Annotated in this window: 10 protein-coding genes and 1 pseudogene; 8 read left to right on the top strand and 3 right to left on the bottom strand. The window is 60.4% G+C overall.

All coding sequences use genetic code 11. The features are described 5' to 3' along the window. Positions 1-14: 14 nt before the first annotated feature. From BHE81_RS17875 to BHE81_RS17840, 8 genes and pseudogenes are all read left to right on the top strand, one after another. Positions 15-194 (top strand): hypothetical protein, encoded by a 180-nt coding sequence (locus BHE81_RS17875; RefSeq protein WP_004145206.1) that lies wholly within the window; start codon positions 15-17, stop codon positions 192-194. Positions 195-511: 317 nt separating this feature from the next. After that, a complete protein-coding gene (locus BHE81_RS17870) occupies positions 512-1,051 on the top strand; it encodes a cellulose biosynthesis protein BcsO (protein ID WP_004186070.1) in 540 nt (179 codons plus the stop codon). Position 1,052: 1 nt separating this feature from the next. Next, a pseudogene (locus BHE81_RS17865) lies at positions 1,053-1,845 on the top strand (cellulose synthase operon protein YhjQ/BcsQ). A gap of 19 nt (positions 1,846-1,864) precedes the next feature. Further along, positions 1,865-3,976, top strand: a complete 2,112-nt coding sequence (gene bcsA / locus BHE81_RS17860; RefSeq protein ID WP_004186066.1) for a UDP-forming cellulose synthase catalytic subunit — start codon at positions 1,865-1,867, stop codon at positions 3,974-3,976. Then, positions 3,973-6,414 (top strand): cellulose biosynthesis cyclic di-GMP-binding regulatory protein BcsB, encoded by a 2,442-nt coding sequence (bcsB, locus tag BHE81_RS17855; protein WP_023301444.1) that lies wholly within the window; start codon positions 3,973-3,975, stop codon positions 6,412-6,414. The genes bcsA and bcsB overlap by 4 nt, the downstream gene beginning before the upstream one ends. Next, on the top strand, positions 6,411-10,463 hold the full coding sequence (locus tag BHE81_RS17850) for a cellulose biosynthesis protein BcsC (RefSeq protein WP_110246568.1): 4,053 nt from the start codon (positions 6,411-6,413) through the stop codon (positions 10,461-10,463). The genes bcsB and BHE81_RS17850 overlap by 4 nt, the downstream gene beginning before the upstream one ends. Then, positions 10,463-10,939, top strand: a complete 477-nt coding sequence (gene bcsD / locus BHE81_RS17845) for a cellulose biosynthesis protein BcsD (protein ID WP_002921529.1) — start codon at positions 10,463-10,465, stop codon at positions 10,937-10,939. Before BHE81_RS17850 ends, bcsD begins: the two co-directional genes overlap by 1 nt. Positions 10,940-10,950: 11 nt before the next feature. Then, positions 10,951-11,952 carry a glycosyl hydrolase family 8 gene (locus BHE81_RS17840; RefSeq protein ID WP_002921526.1) on the top strand — a complete coding sequence of 334 codons (1,002 nt, stop codon included), beginning with the start codon at positions 10,951-10,953 and terminating at the stop codon, positions 11,950-11,952. A gap of 107 nt (positions 11,953-12,059) precedes the next feature. Here BHE81_RS17840 and bcsG read toward each other — a convergent pair whose 3' ends face one another. Genes bcsG through bcsE form a run of 3 tightly spaced genes read right to left on the bottom strand, consistent with a single transcriptional unit; the run spans position 12,060 to position 15,474 of the window. Continuing rightward, positions 12,060-13,727 (bottom strand): cellulose biosynthesis protein BcsG, encoded by a 1,668-nt coding sequence (gene bcsG / locus BHE81_RS17835; protein WP_023301447.1) that lies wholly within the window; start codon positions 13,725-13,727, stop codon positions 12,060-12,062. After that, positions 13,724-13,921, bottom strand: a complete 198-nt coding sequence (gene bcsF, locus BHE81_RS17830; protein ID WP_002921518.1) for a cellulose biosynthesis protein BcsF — start codon at positions 13,919-13,921, stop codon at positions 13,724-13,726. Before bcsF ends, bcsG begins: the two co-directional genes overlap by 4 nt. Next, entirely contained in the window at positions 13,921-15,474 is a 1,554-nt protein-coding gene (bcsE, locus tag BHE81_RS17825) for a cellulose biosynthesis protein BcsE (protein ID WP_004173945.1), read from the bottom strand. The genes bcsF and bcsE overlap by 1 nt, the downstream gene beginning before the upstream one ends. Positions 15,475-15,501 lie beyond the last annotated feature (27 nt).

The following is a 15,501-nucleotide window of genomic DNA, read 5'->3' as shown; positions in this document are numbered from 1 at the left end:
GCGCTCCCGGTCCCATGGCCGGGAGCTTCTCTCCCGCCGTGGATAAAACCTGGCGCTTACGCATATTGCCGCAGTTTATGTCACGCTCTCAGAGCATTCTTCGTAGATTATCCGAAAAAATAAGCCTTTCAGTCCATTTTTATAGAATTAAAGAGAAATTAAAATGGTTCAGGTTTATTCTTTCGCTGATCTGACGCTATGATTTCATCATGACCTAATACTTTTATATAAAAACGACTGGGAAGCGTGGTGATTGCGGGAAGTTAAGGATGTACGCATACCTAAAAAATGGGGCTACCCTTCTGCAAGGGAAATGTTAGTGTAGCGATACTTCTGCCGTGGAATCATCCCGAAAATCAAATTCTAAACTATTATAACCCTGTCAATCGTGTGTATTGGTACGTCACCATTGGCGCGTTATCTGCCATCCCAGAAGCGTCACGATATTTTTAATATACCCAGAAAATAACAACAAACTTAATATGAAATTTTTAAAATCATGAGGTTATCAATGAACCATTATGATGATCTGCAGCGCTTTCAAGAAAAAACGCGGACGCAAAACCTCAACTTTCAGGATCTTTCTTCGCAAGCCGCCACGCGGGAACACGGCGACTGGGCGATCCTCAATCAGCTAAATCCCGGCGCCGAGAAACCCTCTTCTCTGGCGCTGGGAGGCTCGGTCTCCGCGCCGTTGCCGCAGTCGGTGCCCGCGGATCTGTTCCGCCAGGTAGAGGCGGCCGTAGCAGCGGCGCCAACCTCTGATCCTGTTGTGTCTGCCGCTTCGGCCGCGCCTGCTACTTCCCAGCCGGTCGTGGAGACCGCCGCAGCCGCACCGGAGCCGGTCAGGCAGGAGCCTGCGCCGACCCCTGCGCCTTCAATTCCGGCGTCGGAACCGGCCATGGCGCCGCCGCCGAGAATGGCCCCCCGACCCGCGCCCGCCGCCGAGAACTATGCCCACCTGTTCGCCGCGAAAAGCGCGGAGCCGGTGGCGAAAAATAAAGACCAGCCTTTGAAATCACTTCTGGAAAGGATCGCGACATGCCGTTGATTTGCGTCTGTTCACCGAAAGGCGGCGTAGGGAAAACGACCCTGGCGGCCAATTTAGCCTATTCGCTGGCGCGGACGGGCAGCAAAGTTCTGGCGCTGGATTTTGATGTCCAGAACGCGCTGCGTTTGCATTTTGGCGTACCGCTGAACGATGAGCGGGGCTATGTGGCGAAGGCGCTGGAGCTGCACGACTGGAGCCAGTGCGTGTTGAGCGCCGGCAGTAATATTTTCGTCCTGCCATATGGCGAAGTGAGCGAGGCGCAGCGTCAGGCGTTTGATGAGCAACTGACCCATAATGACCATTTCCTCCAGCGCGGTCTGTCCGCGCTGCTTAATTATCCCGGGCTTATCACCATCGCCGATATGCCCCCTGGACCTTCGCCCGCGCTAAAGGCGCTGACGGGGCTGGCGGATCTGCATCTTATCCCGCTGCTGGCGGATACCGCCTCGATGTCGACCCTGGCGCACGTAGAAAAGCAGCGCCTGACCGGCGCGGCGGTGAATCATAAGCACGGGCACTATTTCGTCATTAACCAAAGCGATAACCGTCGCCAGGTCAGCCGGGACGTCACCAGCCTGATGGAAGAGAAACTGGGCGAGCGACTGCTTGGCGTGATCCATCGTGATGAAAGCGTGGTGGAGGCCAATGCCTCGCAGAAGTCGATCCTGGACTTTAACGCTTCCTCGGCAGCGGCCTTCGATATTGAAATCATGGCTAAAAAAATATCTTCGCTGTTGGGTATTCATATTGGCGATGGCACGGTGCACAGCCAGCCACGCATGTCAGGGCGTTAACTTTTTGCAGGGCTGCTGAATGAAAAAGTCTCTTTTTTGGTTGCTGGCGCTGGTGCTGTCACCGGTCGCCGTGCTGGTGGTGATCACGCCGATGGACAGCCAAAAGCAGTATATTTTTGGTCTGTTAAGTATCGGTATTCTCTTTCTGATGGGCTTCAGCAAGCGCCGCAGCGTATCGGTCATTATGGTCGTCACGTCGCTGCTGATGTCCACCCGTTACATGTATTTTCGCCTCACGCAGACCCTGCACTTCAACTCGTCCATTGAAGCTATTCTCGGCATGGGACTCTTTCTGGCGGAAGTCTATATCTGGGTGATGCTACTGCTTAACTATCTGCAGACGGTCTGGCCGCTGAAGCGCGGCATTGTTCCGCTGCCGGATGATATGAGTAAGTGGCCGACGGTCGATATCTATATTCCGAGCTATAACGAACCGCTGGAGGTGGTGCGCGATACCGTCCTGGCGGCACAATGCATTGATTATCCAAAAGATAAAATGAAAATCTATCTTCTGGATGACGGTAAGCGCAGCGAGTTTGCCGTCTTCGCCGCCGACGTTGGGGTGGGCTATATCACCCGCAATGACAACAAGCACGCCAAAGCGGGGAACCTTAACCATGCGCTGACCCTGACTCAGGGGGAGCTTATCTGCGTTTTCGACTGCGACCACGTCGCCACGCGCGTCTTCCTGCAGGCCACCGTCGGCGGCTTCCTGAAAGACCCGATGCTGGCTCTGGTGCAGACGCCGCACTACTTCTATTCCCCGGACCCGTTTGAACGTAACCTCTCCGTCGGACGCAACATTCCCAACGAAGGGATGTTGTTCTATGGCCCGATTCAGCAGGGGAACGACAACTGGAACGCCACCTTTTTCTGCGGCTCCTGCGCGGTGATCCGTCGCGAGGCGCTGGCGCAGATCGGCGGTTTCGCCGTCGAAACGGTGACCGAAGATGCTCATACGGCGCTGAAGTTTCAGCGTCTGGGGTGGAAGTCGGCCTTTCTCGATATCCCACTGGCCGCAGGCCTCGCTACTGAACGCCTGGTGGTGCACGTCATCCAGCGTACCCGCTGGGCGCGCGGGATGACGCAGATTTTCCGCGTCGATAATCCGCTGTTTGGCCGCGGGCTGACTTTTCAGCAGCGCTTGTGCTATCTCAGCGCCATGCTCTACTACCAGTTCGCGCTGCCCAGGGTGGTGTTTGTCACCGCCCCGCTGGCTTACCTGCTGTTTAACCTCAATATTATTTACTCGTCGGCGAGCCTGATCGTCTCCTATGCCCTGCCGCACCTGTTCCTCGCTATTTACGTTGGTTCGCGAATGAACGGCCGCTATCGCTACAGCTTCTGGGGGGAGATCTACGATATTGTGCTGGCCTTCCACCTGGTGCTGCCGACTCTGGTGACGATGATTTTCCCCAAACGCGGCAAGTTTAACGTTACCGATAAGGGGGGGCTGCTTGACGTCGGCTACTTCGATTTCACCGTGGTGCGCCCGCACCTGGTGGTGGCCTGCCTGCTGGCCCTGGGGGTGATCGTCGGCATCGTCCGGGCGATTGGCCATGACTATTTTGGCTCGGATCCCAACGTTATCGCCCTCAACGTCGGGTGGGGGATCTACAGTCTGATCTTCCTGCTGGCGGCGATTGCCGTGGCGCGCGAAACGCGGCAGGTGCGAAAAACCATTCGTATCGATGTCGACATTCCGGTGGTGATCCATTACGCCAGCGGCATCGTCTCGCGCAGCCATACCGCGGATCTGTCGATGGGCGGCTGCCGCGTGGTCGCGCCTGATAATCGCCATCTGGAGGATGACATCGAAGAGATTGAGCTGATCCTGCAGTCCGGGGCTATCTCGATTCCGGCCCAGCTGGTCACCTCTGACGAGCGCTTCCTGCGCCTCAAGTTTGATGAAGATATTCCGCTTTCGCGCCGCCGTGAACTGGTGCGCGTGGTGCTGGCCCGCGCGGATGCGTGGATTAATCCGCCGCGCCCGCAGGATAACCCGTTCCGCTCCTTCTTCACCATTTTACGCTGCGTGTTCGAACTGTTCTGGCTGACGTGGAAAACCCGTCGCAGCCAGCGCAATCGGGCAACAGTGGCGAAAACGGCGCAGGAGGATGGGACGTTATGAAGCGATTAACCACGCTGGCGCTGCTGGCAGGGATGCTTTCTGCGCCTGCGCTACACAGTGAAGAACCGGGCTCCGGCGCCGCTGCCCCGCTGAGCTTCCCGCAGCTCAACGACGCGGCGGACAGCGAGCCAGGCGACGAACCTCCGGCTGCCTCGCCGGAGGAGGGCGCCTCTCCGGCAGCCCCCGCCCCCGCCACCGCCGGCGATGCGGCGGCGACGGCCCCTGTGCCGGTTATGCCGGACTTACCCCCGCCGGTGAGCGGCACGGCCGCGCCGGAGGTCATTCCTGTCGCTCCGGTCTGGGGAGGCGATCTGAATCTGGCGCAGATGGGGATGCCGGACGGGATTATCCTCAGCGGCGGCCAGCGACAGGGTGGGGTCAGCTTTACCCTGCCTGCCGATCAGGTGGTGATCCATTCGCAGCTCAGCCTTGCCGTTCGCGTATCGCCGGAGATGGCGAGCCGCAACGCCACCCTGCAGCTGATGCTCAACGGTCAACCGCTCGGCACGCTGCCGCTGGGCGCCGATGGCGAGGATGTCTCCCATTATCAGCTGGATATTCCGCCCGCGCTGATGGTCTCCAGCAATAACCTGAGCGTGAAGATCAACGATGGCGATACCCTGCAGTGCCAGCGTGACATTCATGATACGTCGCGGGTGACGGTGCTGCCCACGTCGCATTTCAGCTGGGAAAGCCAGCAGCTGAACATCAGCGACGACCTGAGCCACTTCCCGCGGCCCTTCTTTGACAGCATGCAGATGACCCCGGCGGACATTGCGGTCGCCTATGGGGCCAAGCCGTCGGCGGACGTCTTCAGCGCCGCGGCGCTGATCTCCTCCTGGCTGGGTATCCAGGCGGACTATCGCGGCATCGCCTTCAGCGCTCTGCGCGACCGTCTGCCGGAACGCCACGGCATCGTGATTGGCCATCCGGGGGAGCAGGTGGGCGGCATGATGCTGCCGGAAACCGATAAGCCGCTGCTGCGCATCATCGCCAACCCCGCCAATCCGGCCTATAAACTGCTGCTGATTGTCGGCAAAAACGATACGGCGCTGCGCATGGCCGCCTGGCGGTTAACCCGCGGCAACTTTGCGCCGCAAACCGCGACGCTGGATGTCGAACCGCAGACCATCCCGGTTGGCAAAGCATATGATGCCCCGCGCTGGATCACCACCGATCGTCCGGTCAAGCTCAGCGAGCTGCTGCGTAAGGACCAAAGCCCGACCGTCAGCGGCGTCTGGCACGAACCTTTACGTATCGCCTTCCGCGCCGCGCCCGATCTCTATCTGTGGGATGGGGAGACCATTCCGCTACAGGTTGGCTACCGCTTCCCGTCGGAAAGCTGGATTAATGAGGACAAGTCCTTGCTGAGCGTCACGCTCAACGGCACCTTCCTCAACAACCTGCCGATGAACAAGCAGGGGCCGCTGGAGAAAGTCTGGCGCTACCTCGGGGGCGATGCGCGCCAGGAGCGCTTTACCATCCCGCTGGCGCCTTACCTGATTTACGGCGATAACCAGCTGTCGATGTACTTCAATGTGGTGCCAAAGGACGATGTTCCATGTTCGGTGCTGCTGAATAACAATATCAAGAGCCGGATCACTGACGACTCCTGGATCGATTTGAGCAAGACGCGTCACTTCTCGCTGTTGCCCAATCTCTCCTACTTTGTCGGCGCCTCGTTCCCCTTCTCGCGGCTGGCGGACTATTCGCAGACGACCCTCCTGCTGCCGGCGGACCCGTCTGAAACCCAGGTGGCGACCCTGCTGAATCTGGCGGCACGCTCCGGGAACGCGACCGGCACCGCGCTGGCGAATAACCGCGTGGTGCTCGGGATGCCCACCGGCGGGGGGGATTTGCAGTCGCTGCGTGAACGTGACGTGCTGGCGGTCACCGCTCTCGATCAGCAGGCCTTTAACCAGAGCCTGCTGGCCGACTCACCCTATCGCCCGGTAGATAATGTGCTGAGCGTCCGCGAGCCAGACCTGTGGCAAAAAGTCCAGCGCCGGCTCACCGGCGACTGGACTTCCGCCAGCCTCGACGCCGATCGCTACTTTTCGTCGAGCAGCGCCTGGCGCGGGTTCATCAGCTATCGCTCGCCGTGGAATTCCACCCGCCTGGTGGTGGTGGCGCTGGCCAGCAATGATGACCAGCTGGCGCGACTGAAGACCGATCTGGAATCGCCGCGCATTAACGCCGGGATCCGCGGCGATACCGCGGTGATCACCAGCGATAACGGGGTGCGCAGCTTCCAGGTGAGTACGCCGTTCCCCAGCGGTCAGATGCCGTGGTACATGATGGCGGTCTGGTATGCCAGCCAGCACTCAGGTTTCCTGGCGGTGCTGGGGCTGATTGCCACCTCGATAATGGGACTGGCGCTGACCGCGATGTTTAAACGTCACGCCCGTAAGCGTCTGGGTTCGGGGGATAACCAATGAAAAGAAAGATAATAATAACGATGAAGACCTCCCGTCGGCTTACCACGTTCTGCCTCACCGGCGCGTTGACTCTCGCTGCCTCGGGCGGCGCGCTGGCGTCGGGGAACGACGCGGCGCTACAGGCGCTGTTCGCTCAGGCCAACTACTGGCATGAGAAATCTCATGACGAGCTGGCGTTGGAGTCCCTGCAGAAGGTGCTCTCGGTGGATGCCAACAACACCCAGGCGCTGTATCTGATGGCGCTCTGGTCGCAGCAGGGCGGCGATATGCAGGCGGCGGCGCAGTGGCGCGCGCGGCTGGCGAAAGCGGCCCCTGACAGCCCGGGACTACAGGATCTGGACAACGCCAAAAAGATGTCGCAGGTGCCGCAGGGCCAGCTCAGCCTGGCCCGCCAGCAGGCGCGCGGAGGCAATATCCCCGGGGCGCTGGCGACCTGGCGCAGTATGTTCAATGGCAATACGCCGCCTGCCGGGCTGGCGGCGGAATATTACCTGACCATGGCCAGCGACAAATCGCTCTATCCGCAGGCTATCAGCGAGCTGCGCCAGTACGTGGCGCAGCATCCGCAGGAGAACGCCCCGCGGGTGGCGTTGGGCAAAGCGTTAACCTGGCGGGAAGAGACTCGCCGGGAAGGGATCGCCCCGCTCGAGCCGATGGCCAGCGGCAATAAAGAGGCGGACAGCGGCTTGCGCCAGGCGCTGCTCTGGCTGGGCCCGCAGGCCGGGGATGAGCAGTATTACGACACCTGGATGCAGCGGCATCCCCAGGACAGCGAAGTTCAGAATTACTTTCGCGAACGGCGCAGCGGTCAGGCGCGCGGCCAGGGCTACGCCAACCTCAACAGCGGCAATACCGCCGCCGCGAAGCAGCAGTTTGAAGAGGTATTGCAGACCAACCCCCAGGATGCCGATGCGCTGGCGGGCATGGGCTATATCGCCCAGCGCAGCGGCGACTACCAGGCCGCGTCGCAGTATCTGAGCCGGGCCGCGGACCTCGGCGGCGACGCCTCGGCGACCCGTCGTCAGCAGGCGGCCGATGCGCTGTTCTACGGCCAGCTGGCGCAGGCCCAGCAGGCCTATAAGCAGGGCAATATCAGCCAGGCGCTGGCGCTCTCCGCGCCGTTGGCGCAGCAGAGCGGGGCGCAGGGCGCCTCGGCGAAGCTGTTCCGCGCCGATGTGCTGCGGCACAACAAAGATTTGCCCCAGGCGGAGCAAACGCTGCGCTCACTGTTAAATGACGATCCGCAGAACGCGGCGGCGCGGGAAAACCTCTATTACGTGCTGCGCGAGCAGAATAAATCCGCCGAGGCGCAGGCGATGCTGCAGACTCTCCCGCAGAGCCTGCGGCAAAAACTGCAGCCGCGGGTGGTGGCCGGTATGCCGGGCGATGCCCTGCGCCGTCAGGCCCAGGCGCAGGTCAGCAGCGGTAACCCAGCCGGCGCCATTGCCACCCTGCGCGAAGGCGTCGCCCGCTATCCGGACGATCCCTGGCTGCGCCTCGACCTGGCCCGGCTGCTGCAAAAATCGGGTAACGGCAGCGAGGCCTCTTCGCTGATGTCGGCGGCCTATCGCCCCGGCGCCAGCAACAGTGCGCTGTATGCCGCCGCCCTGTTTGCCAGCGAAAACGGCGCCTGGCAGCAGGCGCAGACGCTGCTGGCGCGCATTCCCGGCGGCAGCCAGACCAGCGATATGCGCGATTTGCGCCAGCGGGTGAACTACAACCTGCAGTTGGTGACGGCCGAAAACTACCTGGCGCAGGGCAATACCATTGCCGCCAGCAATACCCTGCGGGCGATGGCCTCCACGCCGCCAAAAGCCCCGGCGGACGCCGGCAAGCTGGCGCGTCTGCTGGCCGAGAGCGGCGACCTGACCACCGCGGTCTCGCTGGTGCGCAACAATATCAGCAGCGGCGTATCCGGCAATGCCGGGGATTACGCCGATCAGATCGCCGTCCTGAATCAGGCCGGGCTGACCGGCGAGGCGCAGAACCTGATCAGCAATCCGCAGCTGCAGGCCAGCAGTACGCCGACGCAGCTGGCGAGCATTCGCAATGGCTATGTGATCAACGAAGCCGACCGCCTGCGCGAGCAGGGCAATTACGCTGCGGCGTATGACAAGCTGATCCGCGCTATGCAAAGCGATCCGCAAAATACCGATCTGATGTTCGCCATGGCGCGGCTGTACCAGAGCGGCAAAATGAACAAAGAGGCCGGGGTGGTCTATGACTACCTGATGACGCGCGATACGCCGAACCAGGATGCGCGCGCCGGGGCCATCGACGTGGCGCTGTCGGCGGGGAACAACGATCGCGCTGAACAGCTGGCCGGCGGTTTGCGCCAGGATAACTCCCCGGATCGCCTGCTGCTGCTGGCGAGAGTGGCGGAGGCCCAGGGACATCATCAGCAGGCGATGACCTATCTGCGCAGCGCCCGCGGCAAACTGCTGGGCATGCAAAGCACCAACAGTAGCGAAACGCCGACCGTCGGCGGGGTGCTGGCGGCGGATAACCCCTTTATCGGCGTGTCGCAAACGTCGGCGCCGACGCGGACGGCCTCCGCCTACGGGCAGTACATGCCGTGGCAGGTTGCCCAGTCGGCCGCCGCGCCCGGTTCCACGCTGCCGGGGATCCAGCGCACCGATCTGCCGGTGGACACCGCCCAGACGCGGATGCTGCGTCAGGTGGACACCATGATGGAGTCGCTGCAGGAGAAAACCGGCAGCTGGCTGCAGGGGGGAATGGACGTGCGTGGACGCGACGGCGAATCGGGCACCAGCAAGCTGACGGAGCTCCGGACGCCGCTGACCTGGTCATCCTCGCCGTTTGGCGACTCGCGCTTTGACTTTACCGTCACCCCGGTGTCGTTGAACGCCGGGACCGCCAGCGGCGACGCCTGGCGTCGCTACGGCGCCAACCCGCTGGCTAACGCGGTCTCCAACATGGTGAGTACCGCCACCAGCGAGCAGGCGGCGATCGCCTCGATGACCGAGGCGGAGCGGACGGCCTATTTCGCCAGCAATCCAGGGGCCGAGGCGTTAAGCGGCCTCGGCACCCTGAACGCGGCAGATTTCAATCCGACCACCAACAGCGGGATGGAAAACCTGGCGAAGCTCGGGAGCTATGATGCGGGGCAGGTGGCCAGCTATCTCTCTTCGTCCAGCCGCAAGCCGAACGTTGACCAGACCAGCGGCTCGACCGATTCGCAGAAGGCCAACGGCGTCGAACTGGCGCTGGCGTTAAGCGGTGACGATTACCGGGTCGATATCGGCAGCACGCCGTTGGGCCAGGATCTTAATACCGTAGTCGGCGGGGTGAAATGGTCGCCCAAGCTGACCAACTATCTGTCGCTGATCCTCACCGGCGAACGCCGCTCGCTAACCGACAGCCTGCTTTCCTACGTGGGTCTGAAAGACGCCTATTCCGGGAAAACCTGGGGGCAGGTGACGAAAAACGGCGGCACCCTGCAGCTGAGCTATGACGACGGCGACGCGGGCTTCTATGTCGGCGGCGGCGGATACAGCTATCTGGGGCAGAACGTCGCCAGCAACACCAGTATCAACGCCAATGCCGGGGTCTATCTTCGTCCCTACCATGACGAATACCGCCAGCTGCAGGCCGGGTTGAGCATGAGCTATATGGATTATTCCAAAAACCTCAGCTACTTCACCTATGGTCAGGGGGGCTACTTTAGTCCGCAAAACTACGTCAGCGTATCGCTGCCGGTCAGTCTGACGGAGAAATATGATAACTGGACCATGAAGCTTGGCGGCTCGGTGGGCTATCAGTCTTACAGTCAGGATAAGAGCGCCTATTTTCCGACCAATTCGGAGTGGCAACAGACCCTGGAGACGGCGGTGAGCAATGGGTTTGCCAAGGAAGCCTACTACTCCGCGACCTCGAAGAGCGGCATAGGGTATACCCTGCGCGCCGGGGCGGATTACAAGGTCAACAAACAAATGACCCTGGGGGGCCAGATTGGCTATGACACCTTCGGGGATTATAACGAAAGCACCGCCGGGCTCTATATTCGCTATATGTTAGGAGATCATTGATGATGACGGAGAACAATAACCCGGTGGTGATGACCTGGTTTCAGCAGCAGCAGACGCCTGCCGGATGGTTCGATCTGTTGATTATTATGATCGAAGGTATGCTAAATAATGCCGGCGAGCTGGAAAGCCAGCCCTTCCTGCGTCAGATGGGCGCCTCGCTGGCGGAGACCCATCCGCTGCCGGCGTCGGAGACGGTGGGGGATCTGGAGGCCAATATCAACCGGCTGCTGACTCATTTTCACTGGGGCGTGGTGACCATCGATGTCGGTGAGGACGGCCTGCGCCTGCGCCATCAGGCGTTGCCGGTCAGCCGCGACGAAGCGGGGCGCGTGCGCTGGTGCAACGCGTTCTGTGCCATACTCGAGGGGTTATATTCTCGCTGGCTGCAGAGTCAGGGAGGCAGTGCCCACGTGATACTGCAGCGTGAGCGGGTGTTCTCCGTCTCTGACGTTCAGTTTCTCTACTACCATCCATAAAGAGTGAATTTATGCCCCTGCGTGCTTTAGTGGCGGTGATAGTGACAACGGTAGTGATGCTGGTGCCCAGGGCGTGGGCGGATACGGCCTGGGAGCGCTATAAGGCCCGTTTTATGATGCCGGATGGTCGTATCATTGATACCGCCAATGGCAATGTGTCGCATACGGAAGGTCAGGGCTTCGCCATGCTCCTGGCGGTGGCGAATAACGATCGTCCGGCGTTCGACAAGCTGTGGCAGTGGACGGACAACACCCTGCGCAACAAGTCTAACGGGTTGTTTTACTGGCGCTATAACCCGGTGGCGCCGGACCCTATCGCCGATAAAAACAACGCCTCCGATGGCGATACCCTGATCGCCTGGGCGCTGCTGCGCGCGCAAAAGCAGTGGCAGGATAAGCGCTATGCGATTGCCTCTGACGCCATCACCGCCGCCCTGCTGAAGTCTACGGTGGTGACTTTCGCCGGTCGCCAGGTGATGCTCCCGGGCGTGAAAGGGTTCAACCTCAATGATCACCTGAACCTTAACCCTTCCTATTTCATCTTCCCGGCCTGGCGCGCCTTCGCGGAGCGGACGCATCTCACCGCCTGGCGGACATTGCAGAGCGACGGACAGGCGCTGCTGGGGCAGATGGGCTGGGGGAAATCACATCTACCCAGCGACTGGGTGGCGCTGCGGGCGGATGGCAAGATGCTGCCAGCCAAAGAGTGGCCGCCGCGGATGAGTTTCGATGCGATCCGTATCCCGCTGTATCTCTCGTGGGCCGATCCGCACAGCGCCTTGCTCGCGCCCTGGAAGGCCTGGATGCAGAGTTACCCGCGCCTGCAAACCCCGGCGTGGATCAACGTCAGCACCAACGAGGTGGCTCCCTGGTATATGGCCGGCGGCCTGCTGGCGGTGCGCGATCTGACGCTGGGTGAACCGCAGGAGGCGCCGCAGATTGACGACAAGGATGATTATTACTCTGCCAGCCTCAAGCTGTTGGTCTGGCTGGCGAAACAGGATCAGCGCTAAATACGGTGATTGATTTGCCGCCTTCCCCGCCCGTATGCCTGCGGGCTGAGAAGGTAGAATGGGAACGTCTCACGATGTAAGGCCGCCAACATAGGCGGCCTTGTCGCTTATTGCGGATAAGGCACCCAGCTACCGCCATTCAGCTGGACATAAGGCTTGCCCTGATACTGGATGACGATGGCGTTGGCGTTCTCGGACACCGCCGCGCTCTGCGGCAGGTTGGCGACATACTGCTGCCAGTTGACGCTGTCCTCGCTGAACATTTTGCCGTCGAGGGCGCGCACCACCAGCTCCGACACCGCCAGATAACTGCTGGGCTGATCGATGATAATCGGCGCCCCTTCATGCGGCGCCTTCATGCCGAAGAATTTCACCGCCGTCGGGACGTTAGTGATCGACGGGCTTGGAATATCGCGCAGGCCAGATACCTGCATCTTATCGCCCTTCAGCGCGCCGCCGTGTTCCGGCACCACCACCACCATCACTTTCCGCCCCGATTTCTCCAGCTCGGTGAAGAAGTTATCCAGGTCATCAAACAGCTTCTGCGCCCGCACTTTGTAGTCTGCGGTTTTGCTTTGTCCCGGGAAGTGGTTGCCGTCATGCAGCGGCAGGGTGTTATAGAAGGTGGCGTTCCGCGGATTGCTGCTGGCCTCTTCGGTCTTCAGCCAGCGGTTGAGGACCGCCAGATCCTCATACACCGGGGAGCCGTCAAACGCCTGCAGGCTGACCGGCAGGCCGGTCTGGTCCATCAGCGGACTCTGCATACCGCCCAGCGAACGCAGCTCTTTCAGGAAGTCGCCGAACAGACCGTTATGGCCGAGCATCAGCTGCTGGTTGAAGCCGAGCTTTGCCAGGTTTTCAAACAGGTAGCAGTCGGCGCCGGACGGCTGATACAGATTAGTATGCGACAGCTGGCCGCAGCTGGCGCGCAGCAGGCGCACCGCCGCCGGGCCGCTGTAGGAGGTCGCGGAGTTAAAGTTTTTGAAGACAATATCAAAGTGCTTCCATAGCGGATGATCCATCAGACCGGCGGCTTCAATATCCGACCAGGAGAGGGAGCAGATGTTGATCACCAGCAGGTCAAACGGCTGCGCATCCGCCGGCAGCTGGTCCGGGAACGGCGTCTTGCGCTTCTGCTCGGCGGCATAGAAAGCGTTCAGCCAGTTGGTCAGGTTGGCTGAGGTCGGCGGCTCGGTCTGCGGCGGAATATCGCTGTTGGCGGGGCTGGACGCGGCGCCAGCGGCGGCGTTGGCCCCGGTATTGGCCTGTGCGGCCGTGGTGGGCTGGCCGGAGGGCCATAGGGTAAAGGCCGGCAGCAGCGGGCTGACCGCCAGCCAGACGACCATTGCCGAGACAAACACGGTGACGCGCAGCCACTGGCTGATAAACAACCATAGCACCAGCAAAACAAAGAAGGCGCCAACCATGCTCCAGTTGATAAAGCGGACAATCAGATCCCAGATATAGCTGGCGCTGAAGCCGGCGATTTGCGACCCCTGGCTAAAAATCGACTCTGGCCCGGGCAGCCAGGTATCGTGCCAGAACAGCGCGAATCCCAGCGGAATAGCGATCCAGTGGCGGATACGGTGTAGCTTTTCGCGCGGGATCGGCACCAGCAGAAAGGCGAGAAATACCAGGTTCAGCATCGGATGGAAATTGAGATACCCGGCCCACAGCAGGGCAAACTTGACCAGAAAGTAGAAGTTCCAGCCGCCAAGGCCGCGCCAGTACTGCCAGAGCGGAAGCGGTGCCGCGGTCGTTTTTTTATTTGTCATTTGTTCGCTTTGCCTTGCTTAACCGTTGTTCCCCGGCGTAATACCCCTGCCGGTTTCACGTAACGGGGTTTAAAGAACATCAGTCTTAACGTCGTGCGGATCCGGCGCTGATAGTGGCGCGTCAGGTAGCCCAGCGGAAAAAACAGCAGGGCGCAGAGCACCACCAGTTGCAGAATATCGGCGAGAGACATCATCAGGCTTGCTCCTCGCGGGTGGTTAACCGGTGTGGTTCGGGGTAGCGTCGCCAGTGGCGTCCATCGTGGGTGGCGTTAATGGTCTCGTTTTTACCGACCGAGAGAGGCAGCGGCGTGTTCCAGCGCGCCGGCTCGACGCCGCGCATGATTACGATTTCCGAGAGGATTTGCTTGTCCTCAAACCACACCATACGGTTAGAAAAAATATCGCCGGTCGGCAGCGGGAAAATGTGGTTTAGCGCGGTATCGAGGTCATTGATCCGGCAAAACGACAAAAACAGCACCAGCCGGTTATTGCCGATGGTCATGATGTCGCCCATCCGGTTAGGTTTGCATAACGTCAGCGCCTGCTCAACGCGCAGCCCCGGCGCCGGGCGCAGGGCCACCATCACGCCTTTGCTGTCGGGTGGAAGCAGAGTATTGGTCATCACGTTGTGCACCGCTTCGCAGAAGGCATCCCACTTCTGGTAGCCGCGCAGCTTTAACGGCTGGCTCCAGGTCAGCAGGGTGGCAAAATCTTCCGGGATATGGCGGGAGAACTTTTGGTTCTGTACGCTTTCGATTAGCGTCAGGCAGCGGGAGAGCGATGCGCTGCTGGGGATCACCAGGCTGGCGCCGCTGCTGAGCAGTAGCCGCTCATCGGTCGCGCGCAGGCTCGGGGTTTGTTCACGGACGATGATTTTCAGCGCCGTACCGCGCTGGCGACGCAGGGTATGAATATAGCGGCCCAGCTGTTCAATTTGCGTATTTTGGGTAATGGAGAAGAGGATCGTCGCCGCTTGCGCGGTGCGCCCGGCGTTGAAGACCTCGTCGTTGGTGTCAAACAGCGTCCAGTATTCCGACAGCGGCGGGGCGCCTTCCAGCACGCGCACATGGCTGAGGATCGCTTTTTCGTCGCTGCGCGGCTGCACGCTGGTTTCAGCGTCCTGCGCTAATCGCCAGCCAGCGTCATCATGTTGCACCATCAGCTGCTGTTGGGCGCTGATACCCTTATCGCTTCCCCACCAGGCAATATCAAAGATATGCCGGTCGCCCTGGTAACGAATACTTGCCAGTCCGGAAAGGGAGCGGTACTCACGTAATAAGGGAGTTAGCTGCCGATCGATTTCCTGCGCGGAATTGATCGCTAAGAACGCGCAACGGTGATATTGCGCCCAGCGGCTGGTCTTTTCTACCCAGGCGCATAACTTTTCATTATTTATATTTTGCCAGGCATTTTCAGCGCATAGCAGAATAAACAAATAATTGCCAGGTTCGAGGGAGCAGACTAAATCGCGGTGTATTTCCTCCAGCGCCTGCGGGCGATTCGGCAGGGTGAACAGCGCGATATTATCCGGACCGTGAGTATGATCTAAGGAAATGATATCCTTGGGTTTGTTTCCCATAACCAGCGCGGCAACGTGGCTGTTTTTCGCCTGCGCGGCCAGTGTCTGATTAAACAGGCTGACGGCATCGGCATAACGGTCGACGTTGAGCCACCATACTCCGCCGACCGGCATATGGCACACTTCATCCCATAATGATGAAATACCCAAAGTAAATACATTATCCACGGCATCCCTCGTGCGCCCTGATTGACA

Origin of the sequence: Klebsiella sp. AqSCr, from assembly GCF_008452795.1 — a bacterium.
GTDB classification, from domain to species: Bacteria; Pseudomonadota; Gammaproteobacteria; order Enterobacterales; family Enterobacteriaceae; genus Klebsiella; species Klebsiella pneumoniae.
Note: the sequence above shows the minus strand (reverse complement) of the source record. Positions and strands in the feature narration are given on the sequence as shown.